Here is an 18,621-nt window from a genome sequence, read left to right as displayed (position 1 = left end):
CCGCGAGCAGACACAAAACTGCCCTGAATCTCCGGATTTGGGGCAGTTTTGTGTCTGCTCGGCACGTCACGGGACGGGTTGCGTTCAACCGCAGTTGAGCCGCGACACTCGCGGCCATGGACATCAGCATCGCGCTTCCGACGTTCGCCGACCCCGGCACCGAGATCCCCGACATCCTGTCGATAGCCCGCCGTGCCGAGGCGCTGGGGTTCGACGGGATCTGGGCGGGTGACCATTTGAGTACCGGTGCACCGTTTCTGGAGAGCGTGGTGGCGCTCAGTGCCGCGGCGGCCGTGACCGAGCGGCTACGGCTGGGCTTCGGTGTGCTGTTGCCGGCGCTGCGCCCACAGGCGTGGGTCGCCAAACAGGTCGGCTCGCTGCAGACGCTGTCGGGTGGCCGGGTCCTGCTCGGGGTCGGGGTGGGTGGTGCCCCTGCCGTCGAGTGGGCCGCGGCCGGAGTGCCGATGTCGGGACGTGGCCGCCGCACCGACGAGATGCTGCGGGCGATGCCCGGGCTGTTGTCCGGCGCGCGTACCTCCCTGGGCACCGAGTCCGGAGCGCCGACGATCACGCTGCAGCCTGCCGTGCCCATGCCGCCGGTGTGGATCGGAGGAGCCTCGGACGCCGCGCTGCGCCGCACGGTCGACTATGGGATCGGTTGGCTGGCTTCGCTGTTGAGCCCCGACCAGATCGCGGCACGGCGAGCCGTGCTGACCGGGATGGCACAGGCCCGTGGTGTCGCCGCCCCGCGGATCGGCACCACATTGTTCACTGCGCTGGCCGGTGCCGACCGGGAGAGCGCGGTGCGCTGGTTGCAGAGCCTGCTCGTCCCGCGCGAGATCGCCGACTCGATGACGATCGCGTCGGTGGCCGAATTCGAGGACAGGCTCGGCCGTTACCGCGAAGCCGGGGTATCGCATGTCGTCGTCAACGCCGGGACGCAGAACCCGCGTGAGCAGTATGAGGTCCTCGCAGCGACAGTGGAACACTGACGTCGACGCGAAAATGCGGACACTGCACCAACTCCGGCCCGTGCCGGCATTCGAGCAGCCGATTCAGGTAGTCCCTGGCCCGGGTGAGCTCGTCGATCCGGGCGTCGATCTCACCGATCTGCTGCGTGACCGTGCCCTGCCACCGGACCTGCGGCTCGAGCAGTGCGGCGATGTGATCGATCGACATGTTCCCTTCGCTGCGCCACCGATCGATCAGGGCGATGCGGTACACCTGCTCGGCGTCGTAGATGCGTTGTCCGGACCGCCGGCCCGGTACCACCAGGCCGCAGCGTTCCCAATAGTGCAGGGTCGACAACGGCAGGCGGAAATGATCGGCCACCTCGCGGATCGTGGCGTAATCGGTCATCGGTCAATTGGACCGCAGTCGCACCTGTCGATGTGGTGTCCCTTCCCCGCGAGCAGACACAAACCTGTCCAAAAACGCGTGAAAACAGGCAGTTCTGTGTCTGCTCGGCGGGGAGGGGGCGTACCTTCTTGACACCTGTCAAGTGGCGCCGGTTACAGTGCCTTCATGCAGATCCGCGAGCACGCCACGGCCAGCCCCGACAAGCCTGCGATCATCCTCCACCCGTCGGGCACCGTCGTCACCTTCGGTGAGCTCGAGGCGCGGGCCAACCGCCTGGCCCACTATCTCCGCGCCAACGGCCTGCACGAGGGCGATGCGGTCGCGATCCTGATGGAGAACAACGAGCACATGCACGCGGTCATGTGGGCCGCGCGCCGCAGTGGCCTCTACTACGTGCCGATCAACACCCACCTCACCGCGGCCGAGGCCGCCTACATCGTCGACAACAGCGGTGCCAAGGCCATCGTCGGCTCGGCCGCGCTCACGGACGTCCTCGCCGGCCTGGCCGACGAGCTGCCCGACGGGCTGCCGGACATCCGGCTGATCGCCGCCGGCGACCTGGACGGCTGGCGGCGCTACCCGGAGGCGGTCGCCGATCAACCGGACACCCCGATCGACGACGAGATCGAAGGCGACCTGCTGCAGTATTCCTCCGGCACGACGGGCCGGCCCAAGGGCATCAAACGTGAACTGCCGCATGTGCCGCCGTCCGAGCACCCCGGCCTGATGGCGGCCCTGGTCGGGTTCTGGATGCAGCCGGACTCGGTGTACCTGAGCCCCGCGCCGCTCTACCACACCGCGCCGTCGGTCTGGTCGATGCAGACCCTGGCTGCCGGGATCACCACGGTGGTGCTGGAGAGATTCGATGCGGAGGGCTGCCTGGACGCCATCCGCAAACACGAGGTGACGCACGGCCAGTTCGTCCCGGTGATGTTCACCAGGATGCTGAAACTTCCCGAATCCGTTCGGAATTCCTATGATGTGTCGAGCCTGCAGCGGGTCATGCACGCCGCCGCGCCGTGCCCGGTGGAGATCAAGAAGCAGATGATCGACTGGTGGGGGCCGATCGTGGACGAGTACTACGCCTCTTCGGAGGCCATCGGCGCGACCCTGATCACCGCCGACGAGTGGCTGGCCCATCCCGGTTCGGTCGGCAGGGCGATGACTGGCGTCGTGCACATCCTCGACGAGGACGGCAACGAGGTGCCGACAGGTCAGGCCGGGGAGATCTTCTTCGAAGGGGGTGCGGACTTCGAATACCTCAACGACGCCGAGAAGACCACATCCTCCCGCGATGCGCGCGGCTGGAAGACCGTTGGCGATATCGGATACCTCGACGAGGACGGCTACCTGTACCTCACCGATCGGCGCCACCACATGATCATCTCGGGTGGGGTCAACATCTATCCGCAGGAAGCCGAGAACATGCTCGTCATCCACCCGAAGGTGATGGATGCCGCGGTGTTCGGCATCCCCGACGACGAGATGGGCCAGGCCGTCAAGGGCGTGGTGCAGACCGTCGACCCGGCCGATGCCACACCGGAATTCGCCGACGAGTTGCTGGTGTGGCTGCGCGACCGACTGTCGCACTACAAGTGCCCCCGGTCGATCTCCTTCGAGGCCCAGCTGCCCCGCACCGACACTGGCAAGTTGTTCAAGCAGGGGCTCATCGAGAAGTTCTCGTGACCGGTCCGGTCGAGCTGGCCGGCGGCGTGCTCGTCGCCGTCGGAACACCCCACGACGACGCGGTTTTCACCCTGGTGAAGGAACCCTCCGACGACCCGCGCACGGTCGCGGTTCCGTCGGTGCTGGGTGCGATGGCCGAGCTGACCGAGCGCTGCCAGCGGTGGCCACAGGCCGCCGCGGTATGCGGGGACGTGTTGGGTTCGGTCGACGTCCACGCCGCGGCGCTCCCCGGCGTCATCACCGAGTCGCTGGCCTATTCGACGTTGCAGTCCGGTCCGGAGTTCGCCCGCTGGCTGGCCGAGCGCGGTCCGGCAACGGTGCCCGAGCCGCCCGATCCGGTGGTCGCCGAACGCGTCGGTGAGGTGCTGCGGGTGAACTTCAATCGCCCGCAACGACACAACGCGTTCTCGACCGACGCCCGCGCGGCGCTGCTGGAGGCCCTCGAGGTGGCGCGGGTCGACCCGTCCGTCGAGGACGTGGTGCTGGCCGGCAACGGGCCGTCCTTCTGCAGCGGTGGCGACCTGGCCGAGTTCGGCTCGTTCGACGACCCGGCCAGCGCACACCTGGCGCGCACACGGCACAGCCCGGCACTGGTGCTCGACGAACTCACCTCCCGCCTGGGCCGGCGCTGCCGCGCCGAGGTGCACGGCCAGGTGCTGGGCAGCGGGCTGGAGATGGCCGCCTTCTGCGGATGGGTGCGCTGCGATCCGGGGGCCACCCTCGGCCTGCCCGAACTCGCGCTCGGCCTCATCCCCGGTGCGGGCGGAACCGTGAGCATCACCCGGCGCATCGGCCGGTGGCGCACGGCGTACCTCGTGCTGTCCGGCCGCACCATCGACGCCGCGACGGCGCTGGCCTGGGGCCTGGTCGACGAGGTGGGGCCGGTACCGTCCTGATCCCGCGGTCGGCGAGATGGCATAGTGCCAGGTGTGACTGGTGGCCCGTTTTTCGACGACCTGCAGGTCGGCCTGGTTTTCGATGCCGCACCGTCGATGACGCTGACCGCGGGTACGGCGGCTGCCCACCAGGCGATCCTCGGCGACCGGATGCGGCTGTCGCTGGACGGCGAACTCGCGGCGGCGGTCACCGGTGCCCCGGGGGCGCTGGCCCATCCGGGGCTGGTCTGCGACGTCGCGATCGGTCAGAGCACCCTGGCGACCCAGCGGGTCAAGGCCAACCTCTTCTATCGCGGACTGGCCTTCCACCGCTACCCGGTGCTCGGGGACACGCTTTACACCCGCACCGAAGTCGTTGGACTCAAGCAGAATTCGAGCAAGCCCGGACGTGCGCCGACCGGGCTGGCCGCGCTGCGGATGACCACCGTCGACCAGCAGGACCGCAAGGTCCTCGACTTCTACCGGTGTGCGATGTTGCCGTTGTCGGGCGAACTGGAGACCGGGCACGCCGACGACCTGTCGGGCATCGGTGCCGAGCCCGCACCCGATCCGACCACCGGCTGGGATGCCGAGGCGTTCCTGGCCAGGGTCCCCGGTCCGCATTTCGACCCGGGGATGGCCGGAACCGTGTTGCGCAGCACCGCCGATACCGTCAGCAGCGCACCGGAACTGGCCCGGCTGACCTTGAACATCGCTGCCACCCACCATGATTGGCGGGTAGGCGGGCAACGCCTGGTGTACGGCGGGCACACCATCGGGCTGGCCCTGGCGCAGGCCACCCGCCTGCTGCCGAACCTGGTCACGGTGCTGGGCTGGGCGTCCTGCGACCACACCGGGCCGGTGCACGAGAACGACACGCTCTATAGCGAGCTGCAGGTCGAGTCGGCACAACCGGCGGCCCGGGGCGGGGTGCTGAACCTGCGGTCACTCGTGTTCGCCGCGGGTGGACCGGACGGTGCCGACCGGCAGGTACTGGACTGGCGGTTCAGTGCCCTGATGTTCTGAGCTTCGGATATGTCGGTGCTGGTCCGGGCGCAACAGGTGGCCGACGCGTTCGCCGCGGCCACCGGGGTCGACGTCGACGCCGGGGAGATCCTCACCGGCCGGGCCGCGTTGCTCGGCATCGCCCCCCGTGGACGGATCTCGGCCGGCGGGGCGACCCGGCTGCTGGCGACCAGGGACCGCAACTGGTGTGCGCTGACGCTGTCGCGCGACGAGGACGTCGACGCCGTCCCCGCCCTGTTGGAGGTCGACGAGGTGAAAGCCGATCCGTGGCCCGCGGTGGCGCAGTGGGCCGGGCGATGCGATGCCGCCGACGCGGTGGACCGGGCGCGGCTACTCGGATTACCTGCCGCCGTGCTCGGCGAGACCACCGCCGCGCCACCACGGATCGGTGCCAGGTGGACGCGCGGCGCCGCCGGCGGCCTGTCCGGGCTGCTGGTGGCCGACCTGTCTTCGATGTGGGCCGGGCCGCTGTGCGGACAGCTTCTGCTGCGGGCCGGGGCCACGGTGGTGAAGGTCGAGAGCCGGGCCCGTCCCGATGGCACACGGGCCGGGCCACCGGTTTTCTTCGACTGGATGAACAGCGGAAAACTGTCCTATGCCGTCGATTTCGCGGAGCCGCGGGACCTGGCGGCCCTGTTGGACGTCGCCGACGTGGTAATCGAGGCGTCGCGACCGGCCGCGCTGTGCCGGCGTGGGCTCGGCCCGGATTCGGTGGCCCCACGGGTGGGCCGGGTCTGGCTGCGGATCACAGGTCACGGGACGATCGGCCCGCGGGCCGACTGGGTGGCGTTCGGTGACGATGCGGCGGTGTCGGGCGGGTTGGTCGGATACCGCGATGGCACACCGATTTTCACCGGCGACGCGATTGCCGACCCGCTGACCGGGTTGCACGCCGCGCTCGCGGTCGCGCAGTCATGTGCCCGCGGCGGCGGTGACCTGGTCGAGTTCGCCATGGCCGCGGTCGCGGCGGGTTACCCGGCGGGCGGTGCCGAGGCTTCGGTCACGGCGCCCCCGATCCCGAAGGCCGGTCCGGTGCTGGGGTCCGACGACGAGGCCGTGCGCCGGCTGGTATCGGAAAGGACGGCATGCTGATTCAGCGCGGCACCCGGCTGGACGGAACGGTCGGCGACATCCGGGTGGGGGAGCGGATCGAGGAGACGGCCACCACCCTGTCGCCCAACCCCGGTGAGGAGGTGCTCGACGCCGCGTTCGGCACCGTCATCCCCGGCCTGCATGATCATCACCTGCATGTGTACTCGGCTGCCGCCGAACAGGATTCGGTGCGGGTCGGCCCGGCGCAGGCGCGCGAGCGCGACGGTCTGGCCGGCATGCTGGCCGCCGCGGAACCGGGTGCCGACGGTTGGATCCGCGCGGTCGGCTACCACGAGGCGGTGGCCGGCCCGCTGCACCGCGACCTCCTCGACGCGGTGGCGCCGCCGGTTCCGGTCCGGGTCCAGCACCGCAGCGGGGTGCTGTGGACGCTGAACTCGCCCGGCCTGGCCCTCGTCGGCCGCGACGACCATCCCGACGGACGGCTGCGAAGTGACGACCCGTCCTGGCAGGAGGCGTTGCCGCGCCGGGAGACCCGGCTCGACAGGTTCGGTGACCGGCTGAGCGGATATGGCGTCACCGGTGTCACCGACGCCACCCCGGACCGGGTGGACCCGATCACCGGTCTGCGGCAACGCGTGCACCTGTTGGGGGCGGGAAAGAAGATCCTGCACGACGACGATCTGGATCTCGACGCACTCGCGACGTGGATCGGCGAACGGCACAGTGCCGGAACGCCGGTCGCCGTGCACTGCGTGACCGACGCGCAACTCATCGTCACCATGGCCGCGCTGCGGGCGGCGGGTGCACACCCGCAGGACCGGATCGAGCACGCCGCCGTGGTTCCCGAGGATTGCCTGGCCGATCTGGTCGCGCTCGGCGTCACCGTGGTGACCCAGCCCAACTTCGTGGCCGAACGGGGCGATCAATACCGCGACGATGTGCCCGCCGCCGAACACGGCCGGTTGTGGCGGGTGGCCTCGCTGCTGCGGGCGGGCGTCCCGGTGGCGTTGTCGACCGACGCACCATTCGGCGGGGCCGACCCTTGGGCGGCGATGCGGGCCGCGGTGCACCGCAGAACTCCGCGGGGCGCGCTGCTCGGACCTGACGAATGCATCGGGCCGAGAGCGGCTTTGACGCTGTTCCTGGGCGATGCCGGCTACCCGGCCCGGCCGAGACACATCGAACCGGGGCAGCCCGGCGACCTGTGCGTGCTGTCAGCGCCACCGGAGCGGGCCCTCGCCGAGCTCGACGCGGACCTGGTCGCGGCGACCGTCATCGGCGGTCGCGTGGTGTTCGTCCGGTGAGCGTCTGGCGCACGGCAGGCATGCCCGCACTGCTCGCCGCCGCGGCGCTCGGATTCACCGGGTTCGCCCTACTGCTGCCGGTGGCCCCGATGTGGGCGGTGCACAACGGCGCCGACAATCTCGGTGCGGGCCTGGTCAACAGCGTGCTGATGGCGTGCACGGTGCTGGCGCAGCTGCTGGTGCGGCGGATGATGCGGAGCCTCGGTGCGCCGATCACGCTGGCGATCGGACTGGTGTTGCTGGGCGCACCGGCACTGGCGCACCTGGCGGCCGGGTCGCTGTGGTCGGTGCTGGCGCTGTCGGCATTGCGGGGCTTGGGTTTCGGCATCCTCACGGTCTGCGGCGTCGACGGTGTCGCGGGCCTGGTCGCCCAGGAGAAGCGTGGCCGGGCGGTCGGAGCGTACGGACTGGCCATCGCCGCACCACAATTCGTCCTCACCCCGGCCGCCCCGTGGCTGGCCGAACACGTCAGCTTCGAATCGGTCTTCGTGCTGGCAGCCGCCCCGCTGCTGGCCGTGCCGCTGGCCCTGGCATTCACCCATCCTGTCCCGGAACCACCACGGCCGCACGGTGACCGGCTCACCGTGACGCGGGGACTGGTCGGCTCCATCGCGGCGCTGGTGGTGATCACCTCCGCCGGCGGCGCGATCCTCACGTTCACACCGCAATTCACCCACGCCGGTGCGTCATTCGCGGCGTTGCTGGCCCTGACCGGCGCGGCGGCGCTGTTCCGGTGGCTGATCGGCGGTGTTGCGGACCGGCTGGGCCCGGCCCGGTTCATCGGGCCGATGCTGTATCTGGGCGCGGTTGGCCTGGTACTGATCGCGGCCGGGATCCTGCACGGCGGTGCGTTGATCATCGCCGGTGCGCTACTGGTCGGCGTCGCCTACGGGGCGTTGCAGAACGTCACACTGGTCCAGGCGTTCGCCGCGACCGGTGAACATGCCCGCGGCGCGGTGAGCGTGGCCTGGAACGTGGGATTCGATGCGGGCACCGGTCTCGGTGCGATGGCGGTCGGGGCGATGGCCACCTCGGGCTCGTTCCCGATGGCGTTCGTGGTGCTGGCCGTCGGCTGCGCGGCGATCGGCGTGGCCTGGACCGTCCTCCGTGGCCTGCGGGCCGGAGGCTAGCCGGGCCTACGCGAAAGCCTCCCGTAGGTAGGCGGTTTGGCGGCCCCGGAACCCCCGGGCGACCTTCGTCTTCGACGCGATGATGTCGAACCCGTGGAACGCACCGTCGACCACCTCGGCCTCGCACGGCACGCCGGCCTCGCGCAGTCGCGCCGCGTAGGCGACGTTCTCGCCGTGGAACAGGTCCAGCGTGCCGACACCGATCCAAACCGGCGCCAGGTTGGACAGATCGGGGTGCCGGGCCGGTACGGCGATGCTGGGATCGGCCTGCCCGAGATAGCAGGACCAGCCCAACCGGTTGCTGCCCTGCGTCCACAACCGGTGGCCGGGGTGGTCATGCTCGGGCCCCACCGTGCGGTCGTCGAGCATCGGATAGACCAGCAGCTGTGCGCTGAGCGGGAACTCGCGGTCGCGGGCCAGTAGCGCCACCGCGGCGGCCAGGCCACCGCCGGCGCTGGCCCCGCCGACCGCGACCCTGGCCGGGTCGACGGCGGGCAGCGCGGCCAGCCAACCCAGTGCCGAGTAGCAGTCCTCGAGCGCCGCCGGGTACGGATGCTGGGGTGCCAGGCGGTATTCCACCGACGCGACGGTCGCGCCGAGTTCGTCGGCGAAGTACCGGCACAGCGCGTCGTCCTGGGCGGCGCTGCCCAGCACGAGGCCGCCGCCGTGCAGCCAGAGCAGCGCCGGTGTCGGCCCGCTCACCCCGGCCGGCCGGAACAGCCGCACCCCGGCACCCGAGGTCAGCGTCAACACCTCGACATCCTTCGGCGTCCGCAGGGCCATCAGCGCGGACAGGCGCTGCAGGATCGGCAGCGTGGCCCGGTTCAACAGGCGTCGGGGTATTCGCCGGGCGATGTGTTCGAGGTCGGGATGGAATTCGGGCGCTGAACGGTTGGCCGACGTCACACCGTACGTTCTACCGTGCGGCCGATAGTTACGTAAGCAAAGTCTCGAAAGCCACCCGATCCCCCCGGTAGAGCGCGCGGACCAGCTCGATCGGCACCCCGTCGGTGTCCAGCGACCGGCGGTTGAGCAGCAGCATCGGCATGGCCGTCGTCGACTCCAGCAGGGCGGCCTCGCGGGGTGCGGCCAGCGCGGTCTCGATCCGCTCGGTGGCCGACCCGAACTCCACACCGCCGGCCCGGATCGCCGCGTAGAGCGAGGTCGCCGGGTCGAACCGGTCCCGGAGATCGGCGAACCGGGATACCGCCAGGTAGGTGCTCTCCAGGCCGATGCGCTGATCATCAGCCAGCAGCACGCGTTCCAGGTGCATCACCGGCGCATCGACGGCGACACCGAGCCCGGCCGAGAGCTCGGCGGTGGCCCCGACGGTTTCCCAGGTGACCAGGACGCGGCCGGGTGTCCGGCCCATCGCCAGCGCGCCCTCGGTGTAGGACTGCAAGCCGAGCGGCTGGGTGAGTTTGGGCCGCGCTACCACGGTGCCGCGGCCGCGCCGCTCGATGCGGCCCGCCACCAGCAGCTCGTGCAGCGCCTGGCGCACCGTCTCGCGCGCCACCCCGAACCGCACGGCCAGTTCCCGTTCCGCCGGTACCGGGTCACCCTCGCCGAGACCCGCGAGCATCGTGTCCAGCGCGGTACGGATCACATACGGTTTGGGCAGGGGTTTGGGCAGCGGTTCCAGCGCGGGGTCGGACACGGTCACTTTCCTTTTCGGACAACCCGTTCGGCGACGGCGAGGACGCCATCGACCGTCATGGCACGGCCGTCGGGATCCTTCGCGGCGTCGTCGTAGCGGCGGAGCCGCACGGCGTCGCCGAACCAGGGGTGGTTGACGAAGTCGCCGTCGACGGCGGGCCCGCCCTGTCGGTGCAGCGACGCGATCGAGGTGTCCGACAGCGCATAGGCCGGATCGGTCGCCGCGAGGTAGCGCTTGGCGGCGACATGCGCCCCGGCCAGCCAGCCCACCCGCGCGCCGAATCGGGGCGTCAGCCAGTCCATGGCGAACCGGTCGTGCCGGTCGGCGCCAGGACCGCCGAACAGCGGGCTGTGGGCCAGGTCGTGCAGGGCCGCGGCCAGGATCAGTTCGTCGTCGGCGCCGTCCTCGGCGGCCCGGGCCGCGGACTGCAGGGCGTGGTCGAGTTCGTCGACGGCGTCCTCGTCCCAGACCCCGCGCAGCGAGCGCAGCACCCGGCCGACCTCTTCGACGTGTCGCATGCCGACAGCCTAACCCATTTGGTCTATACCAATTCTTAACCTGCTGTTCGGCGACACAACATCACCAGGACCGCGGGCCGTCGTGATCGGCGGAGAAGCTCATGGACCATGCGGGTGACGATCATCGGTGGCGGCATCCTGGGAACCGCGCACGCGGTGGAGGCCGTGCATCGCGGGCATCGGGTGGTCCAGCTGGAACGCGAGAGCGAGGCGCGCGGCGCCACCGTGCGCAACTTCGGCCTGGTGTGGGTGTCGGGCCGGTCGACCGCGGAACTCGAAGCGGCCCTGCGATCGCGGGAACTGTGGGAGAAGCTCGGCGCCGACATCCCGGGTATCGGCTTTCGCCCCGCCGGATCGATCACACTGCTGCGCACACCGGGCGAACTGGCGGTGGCCGAGGAAGCCGCGGCCGGCTCCGACGCCGGCCACCGCGGGTTCACCCTGTTGGAACCCGACCAGGTGCGCACGCTCAACCCGGCGCTGCGTGGACGCTATCTGGCCGGACTGCACTGTGCGGTCGACGCCGCGGTGGAATCGCGCCAGGCCCTGCCCGCGATCCGCGAATATCTCTCCGCCACCGGACGTTACGAATTCTTCCCCGGATCCGAGGCCCGCTCGGTCGACCGGGGCGCGGTGCGCGACGACCGTGGCAACCTCTACGAGTCCGACCTGGTGCTGGTCTGCGCCGGGGCCGCGCACGGCGGTCTGGTGCGCGACCTCGCAGGTGAACTTCCGGTGCGACGGGTCCGGCTGCAGATGATGCAGACCGAACCGCTCGACGAGCCGCTGACCACCGCCATCGCCGATGCGGACAGTTTCCGCTACTACCCCGGATTCGCCGGCCCCGCGCTGGACACCTTGCGCAACAGCCAATCCCAGCATCCGGTGGCCGAGGCGCAGCATATGCAGCTGCTGTGCGTGCAGCGCCTGCACGGAGGTCTGACCATCGGTGACACCCACGAGTACGCCGAGCCGTTCGACTTCGACGTGCACGAGGCGCCCTACGGCTATCTGGTCAAGGTCGTCGAGGACTTCCTCGGCCGCAAACTGCCGCCGATCCGGCAACGGTGGGCCGGCGTCTACAGCCAGTGCCTGGACCCGCACCAGTTGGTGTGCCGGGCCGCGCCGGAGGACGACCTGTGGGTGATCACCGGGCCGGGCGGACGCGGGATGACGCTGGGGCCGGCCATCGCCGAGCAGACCGCCGATCTCATCGCCCTCTGAGCAGAAGGAAACCATGCGGAAACCAGACATCCAACTCGCCGTCGTCGACATGGCGGGCACCACCGTCGCCGACGACGGCCTGGTGGTCAGCGCATTCGACGCCGCGGCCACCGCGGCGGGTATGCCCGGCGAAGGCGCACAGCGCGAGCAGGCCCGCCAGTACGTGCTCGACACCATGGGGCAATCGAAGATCGTGGTGTTCCGCGCCCTGTTCGGCACCGAGGAGCTGGCCCAGACCGCCAACGCCGAATTCGAGCGGGCCTACGCCGAGTTGATCGACAACGGGTGCGCCACCCCGATCGACGGTGCGGCGGACGCGATTTCGGAGATCCGCGAATCCGGTGTCCGGGTCGCGTTGACCACCGGATTCAGTGCGGCCACCCAGGGCAAGCTGCTGGCCGCACTGGGCTGGCAGGGCCTGGCCGATCTGGCGCTGGCGCCGGGTGACGGCGTCCGCGGCAGGCCCTACCCGGATCTGATCCTGACCGCGCTGATCCGGCTGCGGGCCGAGGGCGTGGACAACGTTGCGGCGTTGGGGGACACCACCAGCGATATCGAATCCGCCCGGCGGGCCGGTGTCGCGATCGCCGCGGGCACCCTCACCGGTGCACACGACGAGGAGCAGCTGCGCGGTGCCGGAGCCACCCATGTCGTCGGCTCCATCACCGATTTCGCCGACCTCCTGGTCCGCGGCTAACAGAGAAGAGTCCCATGAAACCTCGTAAATTCGCGCGCGCCACCGCAATCACAGCCGCAGTGCTGGCCGCGACGCTGACCGCGGCCTGCGGCGGCACCGGGACGTCCGGTTCCGGCGAGTCGGGCACCATCACGGTGTACAGCGCTGACGGCCTGGGCTCCTGGTACAAGACCACCTTCGACAAGTTCACCGAGGACACCGGCATCGGCGTCAACCTGGTGGAGGCCGGATCGGGTGAGGTGGTGTCCCGGGTGGAGAAAGAGCAGTCCAACCCGCAGGCCGATCTGCTGGTGACGCTGCCGCCGTTCATCCAGAAGGCCGACGAATCCGGCCTGTTGGTGTCGAACGGGGTTGACACCACCGGGATTTCCGGGGACCAGGTGGGCCCGCAAGGCCGCTACATCCCCATCGTCAACAATGCGCTGAGCTTCATCGCCAACCCGGGTGCCCAGCCCGCCCCGGCCACGTGGGACGACCTGCTCGCCCCGCGGTTCAAGGGCAAGCTGCAGTACTCGACGCCGGGGCAGGCCGGCGACGGCACCGCGGTACTGGTGCTGCTGCAGCACCTGCGCGGCAAGGACGGAGCGCTCGACTACCTGACCAAGTTGCAGGCCAACAACGTCGGGCCGTCCTCGTCGACCGGCAAGCTGCAACCCAAGGTCAGCAACGGCGAACTGCTGGTCGCCAACGGTGACGTGCAGATGAACCTGGGTTCGATCAAGGACGACGGGTCGAAGTTCGCCATCTTCATCCCGGCCCACGACGGTAAGCAGACCACGGTGTCGCTGCCCTACGTCGCAGGGGTCACCAAAGGGGCACCGCACGCCGCGGACGCCAAGAAGCTGCTGACCTACCTGCTCTCCGAGGACGTGCAGAAGACCGTCGCCACCGATGCGTTGGGCATTCCGGTCCGGCAGGACCTGGCCTCGACCGTCGACGCGGCGGCCAACACCCCCGCCGGTGTGCTGAACGGCGTCGAGCTGTGGGTGCCGGATTGGAACGCGGTGCTGGCCGATCTGGATACCGACGTCGCGGCCTACCAGAAGGCCACCGGGAACTGAGATGACCGACACCGGACTGGGCCGGGCACGACCGGATACCGCTCGGCGCAAGGCGCGAGAGCAGGAGGCCCGCACCCCGGCGATCACCTTCGACCGGGTGGGGGTGTCCTACGGTCGGGGTAAGCGGCTCACCCAGGCCCTTGTCGACTTCAACCTGCGGGTGGCGGCCGGCGAGACCGTCGCGCTGCTGGGTCCGAGCGGCTCCGGAAAGTCCACCGCGCTCAACGCGCTGGCCGGTTTCGTGCGGCCAACGTCCGGCACGGTCCGGTTGGCCGGCCTCGACGTCACCGACCTGCCGCCGGCCCGGCGCGGCATCGGGGTGGTGTTGCAGTCGTATGCGTTGTTCCCGCATATGCGGGTCGCCGACAATGTGGCGTTCGGACTCAGGGCGCAGCGGGTGCCGCGCGCCGAGATCGGCTCGCGGGTGGCCGAGGCGCTCGATCTGGTCGGCATGGCCGCATACGGAAAGCGGCTGCCCCGTGAGCTTTCCGGTGGTCAGCAGCAGCGGATCGCGATCGCGAGGGCGTTGGCGATCCGGCCCAAGGTGCTGTTGCTCGACGAGCCGCTGGCCGCGCTGGACGCCCAGCTACGACAGTCGATGCTGGCCGAGTTGCAGCGGCTCAAGGAGTCACTGCCGGATACCGCGATGCTGTATGTCACCCACGATCAGGCCGAGGCCCTGGCGCTGGCCGACCGGATCGTGGTGATGAACAACGCCAGGCTGATGGACGTCGACACCGCCGAGAACCTGTGGAAGCGCCCACCGACCAGCTTCACCGCGGCATTTCTGGGCGGTGCCAACCTGATTCCGTGCACCGTCGGCCGGGTGATCGGCACCTCTGCGCTGGTGACGGTGGCCAACCGCACGGTCAGCGCCGAGGCGCCCCAGCCGGCGGTCGGCAAGATCGACTGGGCCCCCGGGTCTGACGCGCTGCTGTGCATTCGGCCGCATGCGCTGCAGGTGGTATCGCTGGGCAACCGGGATGCCATGCGGGCCAATGTGACTGCGGCGGTGTGGCGGGGTGCGACGACCCGGCTGGTGGTGTCGGTCAACGGGCTGCCGGACCGGCTGGTGGAGATCGACGTACCCGGCCAGGCTCAGTTCGAGGTGGGCAGCGAGATCGGGGTGCGCATCCCGGAGCCGGCCGGGGTGCTCGTGCGGGCCGGCCGGTGACCGCGCTGCTGGACACACCCGTCGGCCAGGCTCCCGAGCGGTCCGCCCGGCCCCGGTCGCGGGCGGCGCTGTGGGCCGTTCCACCGTTGCTGGTCGTGTTGGTCGTGGCGCTCTATCCGCTGCTGCGGGTGTTCGGCGAATCCGCGAGTGCCAGTACCTGGGCGGAGGTGTTGGGCTCGGAGTCGTTCCGGGATGCGTTGTGGCGCACCGTCGCGATCGCGGTCACCTCGACCGTCGGATGTCTGCTCCTCGGCACTTTCCTGGCCATCGTGCTGGCCTTCGTGCCGTTCCCCGGCTCACAGGTGGTGGCCCGGCTGATCGACACCGTGCTGGCACTGCCGTCGTTCCTGATCACCCTGGCGTTCACCTTCCTGTACGGCACCGCGGGCGCGGTCAACGCCGCGATCATGAGCCTCACCGGTGGTGATATGCCGGTGCTGAACTTCCTCTACACCCCGGCCGGCGTCATCGCCGCCGAGATCACGTTCTTCACCCCGTTCGTGGTGCGCCCGCTGCTGGCCGCCTTCTCACTGCTGCCGCGGGCTCAGCTCGACGTCGCGGCCAGCCTCGGTGCATCGCCGTTTCGGGTGCTGCGTTCGGTGATCATGCCCGAGGCCTGGCCGGCGCTGATGGCCGGCGGCAGCCTGGTGCTGCTGTTGACGCTCAACGAGTTCGGCATCGTGCTGTTCACCGGGGCCAAGGGCGTCATCACGCTGCCGGTGCTGATCTACACCCGCGGAATCGTCACGTTCGATCTGCCCGGGGCGGCGGTGATCGCCACCGTGCAGGTGGTGCTGTCGCTGGCGCTGTATGTGGCGTACCGAATGATCTTCGCGCGCATGATGAGTGGGAAGGGGGCGGCCGATGTTGGTGTGGAACCGGCGAAGTAGGATCCTGGTTCTCGCGGTGTTCGCCGCGGTCGTGCTCATCGTGTTCGTGGCGCCGTTGGGCACCGTGCTGCTGGCCGGCCTGGCCGGGTCGTGGACCTCGGCGCTGCCGTCGGACCTCGGGTTCGGCCATTTCGGCGGCGCCCTGTCCGGTGAGAACCTGGCCAGCCTCTCGGTGAGCCTGCAGACCGCCTTCCTGGCCGGGGCCATCGCGCTGGTGCTGGGCACCTGGGCCGCGCTGGCCGCCCGGGAATGCCCGGACTGGTTGCGGCACACCACCGATGCGGTGTTTCACCTGCCGATCGCCGTACCGTCGGTGGCGATCGGGCTCGGCCTGCTGATCGCCTTCAACGCGCAGCCGTTCCTGCTGGGCGGCACCCGCTGGATCGTCGTCCTGGCCCACACCGTGTTGGTGCTGGCGTTCGCGTTCAGCGCGGTGTCGGCCGCGCTCGACCGGCTCGACCCGGCCTACCGGCAGGCGGCCGAATCCCTCGGCGCCGGGCCGGTGCGGGTGCTGACCCGGGTGACCCTGCCGTTGTTGATGCCCGCGCTCGGCGCCGCCGCGGGCCTGGCCGTGGCGCTGTCGATGGGTGAGCTCGGGGCCACCGTGATGGTCTATCCGGCGACCTGGAAGACGTTGCCCGTCACCATATTCGGGTTGACCGACCGGGGCCAGGCGTTGCAGGCCGCGGCGTGCACCAGCATTCTGCTGCTGGTCACATTGCTGGCGCTGGTGGCGCTCGGCCGGATCCGGGGCCGCGCCGCCCTGCGGTAGTCCCCTTGCTCCGCGAGCGTGCGGGTCTGCTGGTCGACACGCCGCTCCCAGGCAGCATTTCGCGCACGCTCGTCGCGTTTCAGCGTGCAGATTCTACTGCTTAGATATCGGATCCGCAGTCGGCCGCCTCGTCGCTGCACTCGCTGGAATTACCCAACGCGCCGGCCGCCACCGTGCTGTCGCCGCCCTTGCTGCTCGTCGCTGACGCCCTCGCCGCCGACGAGCGTGCTCGAACTGCCGACGAAATCCGGCGCGCCGGGCGACAGACGCGCACGCTGGCGGAGCAAGGTGCTGAATTACTTCAGCAGCGGATCGCGGGGGAGGCCGAGGATCCGCTCGGCGATCGTGTTGCGGGTGATCTCCGAGGTGCCGCCGGCGATCGTCATCGCCCGGTTGCCCAGGTAGGCCCTGGTCAACTTCGGGGTCTGCCCGGTCACCGCGGCCGTGCCGGCCAGGTCCATGCCGAGCTCGGTCAGCCGCTGCGAGTGCTCGGCCACCAGCAGCTTGGTGACATTGCCCTCCGGGCCCGGCTCCGCCCCGGCGATCGCCCGGGTGACCCGGCGCAGGTTGAGCAGCCGCAGGGTGTGGCCGACGGCGATCACCTCACCGGCCCGCAGCACATACCGGTCACCGGCTTCCGACGAATCCAGCAGGGCCACCAGGTCGTCGGCACCGAATCCGGTCGGTGCCGCGGACCCGCCGCCGATCGAGATGCGCTCATTGCCCAGCGTGGCCCGCGCCACCAGCCAGCCCTTGTCGACGTCGCCGACCACATCGGCGTCGGGGACGAACACATCGTCGAAGAACACCTCGTTGAAATGCGCGTCACCGGTCAGCCCACGCAGCGGATTCACCGTCACACCAGGGGCTTTCATATCGATTGCCATCATCGTGACGCCGGCGTGCTTGGGTGCGTCGGGATTGGTGCGCACGGTCGCCAAACCCCACTGGCAATGCTGGGCCAGGCTGGTCCAGACCTTCTGGCCGGTGACCCGCCAACCGCCGTCGACCTTCTTGGCGGCGGTGCGGACCGCCGCGGCGTCCGAACCGGCGCCCGGCTCGGAGAACAGCTGACACCACATGACCTGACCGCGCAGCACCGGCTCGACCCAGCGCTCCCGCTGCTCATCGGTGCCGGCCTGGGCGATGGTCAGCGTCACCCAGCCGGTGATGCCCATATCGGCCCGCTCGACGGATGCGAATTCCTCTTCAACGACCAACTGCTCCAACACATCCGCCCCGCGACCCCACGGCTTGGGCCAGTGCGGCACCAGGTATCCCGAGTCGACCAGATAGTCGCGCTTGTCCTCGTCGGGCAGGGCGAGCACCGCCTCGACCGCGTCGCGGGCGGACTGCCGGTACTCCTCGGCCTCGGGTGGCAGCGTGAACGAGGCCCCGTGGGCCTGCCCGCTGCGCTGGCCCTCGACCACGTCGAGCAGCGGATCGGCGCCGTCACCGAGGACCGCGGCCAACGTCCTGGCCCGGCGAAGGTACAGGTGGGCGTCGTGCTCCCAGGTGAACGCGATACCACCGTGCAGTTGGATGTTGTTGTGCACGTTGAAGATCTGTGCACGGATCGCGTGGGAGGCGGCCACCGCGGCGGCGAACCATGCACCGTCCAGGTCGTCGGCGCGGGCCGCGTCCCACACCGCGGCGGTGGTCTGTTCGGCGTCGACGAGCATATTGGCCGCGTGATGTTTGACCGCCTGGAAGGTGCCGATGGTGCGGCCGAACTGTTCGCGCACCTTGGCGTATTCCACCGCCATATCCAGCGCCGCCCAGGACACGCCCACGGCCTCGGCCGAGCCCAGGATGCGCTGCACCGTGCGGGCCGCCCTGGCCGCCCCGCGCAGGATGCGGTCCTCGGGGACGGACACGGCCTGCAGCGACACGGTCCCGATGCTGCGGGTGGTGTCGACCGAGTCCTGCGGGCTCACCGTCACTCCGTCGGCACCCGCATCGAGGACGACGAGGTCGGTCCCGGCCGCGAGCACCAGCACGTCGGCGTCGGGGGCGCCGAGCACCGCGCGGCTCTCCCCGCCGAGTAACCCGTCGGCACCGATGTGCACCGAACCGGCCAGCCCGAGCGCACCGACCTTCGCGCCGCCGGCCAGACCGGGGAGGAGTGCTTCCCGAACGGCGTCGGGTGCGTACCGGTCGATCACCACACCGGCGCACACGCTCGGCAGGAACGG

The 18,621-nt window shown here is 70.2% G+C and carries 18 protein-coding genes; 13 read left to right on the top strand and 5 right to left on the bottom strand.

Going from position 1 to position 18,621, the window contains the following annotated elements; genetic code table 11:
• Positions 1 to 116: 116 nt before the first annotated feature.
• Complete coding sequence (locus ACWDTP_RS29010; protein WP_450026282.1) at positions 117 to 992, top strand: LLM class flavin-dependent oxidoreductase; 876 nt, start codon at positions 117 to 119, stop codon at positions 990 to 992.
• Here the strand turns inward: ACWDTP_RS29010 and ACWDTP_RS29005 are convergent.
• Complete coding sequence (locus ACWDTP_RS29005) at positions 928 to 1,359, bottom strand: MerR family transcriptional regulator (protein WP_450026280.1); 432 nt, start codon at positions 1,357 to 1,359, stop codon at positions 928 to 930. The genes ACWDTP_RS29010 and ACWDTP_RS29005 overlap by 65 nt on opposite strands.
• A gap of 165 nt (positions 1,360 to 1,524) precedes the next feature.
• Between ACWDTP_RS29005 and fadD4 the strand changes: the two genes are divergently transcribed.
• From fadD4 to ACWDTP_RS28975, 6 genes are all read left to right on the top strand, one after another.
• Complete coding sequence (gene fadD4, locus ACWDTP_RS29000; protein ID WP_450026278.1) at positions 1,525 to 3,045, top strand: fatty-acid--CoA ligase FadD4; 1,521 nt, start codon at positions 1,525 to 1,527, stop codon at positions 3,043 to 3,045.
• Complete coding sequence (locus ACWDTP_RS28995; protein ID WP_450026276.1) at positions 3,042 to 3,941, top strand: enoyl-CoA hydratase/isomerase family protein; 900 nt, start codon at positions 3,042 to 3,044, stop codon at positions 3,939 to 3,941. The genes fadD4 and ACWDTP_RS28995 overlap by 4 nt, the downstream gene beginning before the upstream one ends.
• Positions 3,942 to 4,037: 96 nt before the next feature.
• Positions 4,038 to 4,946, top strand: coding sequence for an acyl dehydratase (locus ACWDTP_RS28990; protein WP_450026286.1), 909 nt, complete (start codon positions 4,038 to 4,040; stop codon positions 4,944 to 4,946).
• A 9-nt stretch (positions 4,947 to 4,955) separates the two neighbouring features.
• Positions 4,956 to 6,038 (top strand): CoA transferase, encoded by a 1,083-nt coding sequence (locus ACWDTP_RS28985; RefSeq protein ID WP_450026274.1) that lies wholly within the window; start codon positions 4,956 to 4,958, stop codon positions 6,036 to 6,038.
• Positions 6,032 to 7,303 carry an amidohydrolase family protein gene (locus ACWDTP_RS28980; RefSeq protein WP_450026272.1) on the top strand — a complete coding sequence of 424 codons (1,272 nt, stop codon included), beginning with the start codon at positions 6,032 to 6,034 and terminating at the stop codon, positions 7,301 to 7,303. Before ACWDTP_RS28985 ends, ACWDTP_RS28980 begins: the two co-directional genes overlap by 7 nt.
• Entirely contained in the window at positions 7,300 to 8,433 is a 1,134-nt protein-coding gene (locus ACWDTP_RS28975) for an MFS transporter (protein ID WP_450026270.1), read from the top strand. Before ACWDTP_RS28980 ends, ACWDTP_RS28975 begins: the two co-directional genes overlap by 4 nt.
• A gap of 6 nt (positions 8,434 to 8,439) precedes the next feature.
• Here ACWDTP_RS28975 and ACWDTP_RS28970 read toward each other — a convergent pair whose 3' ends face one another.
• From ACWDTP_RS28970 to ACWDTP_RS28960, 3 genes are all read right to left on the bottom strand, one after another.
• The gene (locus ACWDTP_RS28970) at positions 8,440 to 9,339 is read right to left on the bottom strand and encodes an alpha/beta hydrolase (protein ID WP_450026268.1); all 900 of its coding nucleotides are present in this window, start codon (positions 9,337 to 9,339) and stop codon (positions 8,440 to 8,442) included.
• Between the two features lie 28 nt (positions 9,340 to 9,367).
• Positions 9,368 to 10,015 carry a GntR family transcriptional regulator gene (locus ACWDTP_RS28965; RefSeq protein ID WP_450026284.1) on the bottom strand — a complete coding sequence of 216 codons (648 nt, stop codon included), beginning with the start codon at positions 10,013 to 10,015 and terminating at the stop codon, positions 9,368 to 9,370.
• A gap of 77 nt (positions 10,016 to 10,092) precedes the next feature.
• The gene (locus ACWDTP_RS28960; RefSeq protein WP_450026266.1) at positions 10,093 to 10,608 is read right to left on the bottom strand and encodes an HD family phosphohydrolase; all 516 of its coding nucleotides are present in this window, start codon (positions 10,606 to 10,608) and stop codon (positions 10,093 to 10,095) included.
• A gap of 108 nt (positions 10,609 to 10,716) precedes the next feature.
• On the opposite strand from ACWDTP_RS28960, the gene ACWDTP_RS28955 reads away from it, so the two are divergent.
• From ACWDTP_RS28955 to ACWDTP_RS28930, 6 genes are read left to right on the top strand one after another with little or no spacing between them, the layout of a single operon-like run.
• Positions 10,717 to 11,832, top strand: a complete 1,116-nt coding sequence (locus tag ACWDTP_RS28955) for a TIGR03364 family FAD-dependent oxidoreductase (RefSeq protein WP_450026264.1) — start codon at positions 10,717 to 10,719, stop codon at positions 11,830 to 11,832.
• Between the two features lie 13 nt (positions 11,833 to 11,845).
• Entirely contained in the window at positions 11,846 to 12,529 is a 684-nt protein-coding gene (locus tag ACWDTP_RS28950) for a phosphonatase-like hydrolase (protein WP_450026262.1), read from the top strand.
• Positions 12,530 to 12,543: 14 nt separating this feature from the next.
• Complete coding sequence (locus ACWDTP_RS28945; protein WP_450026260.1) at positions 12,544 to 13,590, top strand: 2-aminoethylphosphonate ABC transporter substrate-binding protein; 1,047 nt, start codon at positions 12,544 to 12,546, stop codon at positions 13,588 to 13,590.
• A 1-nt stretch (position 13,591) separates the two neighbouring features.
• Positions 13,592 to 14,764, top strand: a complete 1,173-nt coding sequence (locus ACWDTP_RS28940) for an ABC transporter ATP-binding protein (protein ID WP_450026259.1) — start codon at positions 13,592 to 13,594, stop codon at positions 14,762 to 14,764.
• Complete coding sequence (locus ACWDTP_RS28935; RefSeq protein WP_450026257.1) at positions 14,761 to 15,654, top strand: 2-aminoethylphosphonate ABC transporter permease subunit; 894 nt, start codon at positions 14,761 to 14,763, stop codon at positions 15,652 to 15,654. The genes ACWDTP_RS28940 and ACWDTP_RS28935 overlap by 4 nt, the downstream gene beginning before the upstream one ends.
• The gene (locus ACWDTP_RS28930; protein WP_450026255.1) at positions 15,629 to 16,426 is read left to right on the top strand and encodes an ABC transporter permease; all 798 of its coding nucleotides are present in this window, start codon (positions 15,629 to 15,631) and stop codon (positions 16,424 to 16,426) included. The genes ACWDTP_RS28935 and ACWDTP_RS28930 overlap by 26 nt, the downstream gene beginning before the upstream one ends.
• 296 nt (positions 16,427 to 16,722) lie before the next feature.
• On the opposite strand, the gene ACWDTP_RS28925 is transcribed toward ACWDTP_RS28930, so the two are convergent.
• Positions 16,723 to 18,621, bottom strand: a 1,899-nt coding sequence (locus ACWDTP_RS28925) for an acyl-CoA dehydrogenase (RefSeq protein ID WP_450026253.1), incomplete at its 5' end; no start/stop codon positions are given.

It is taken from the genome of Mycobacterium sp. NPDC003449, assembly GCF_053588415.1.
The sequence above is the reverse complement of the archived record's forward strand: the minus strand, read 5'-3'. Positions and strand labels throughout refer to the sequence as shown.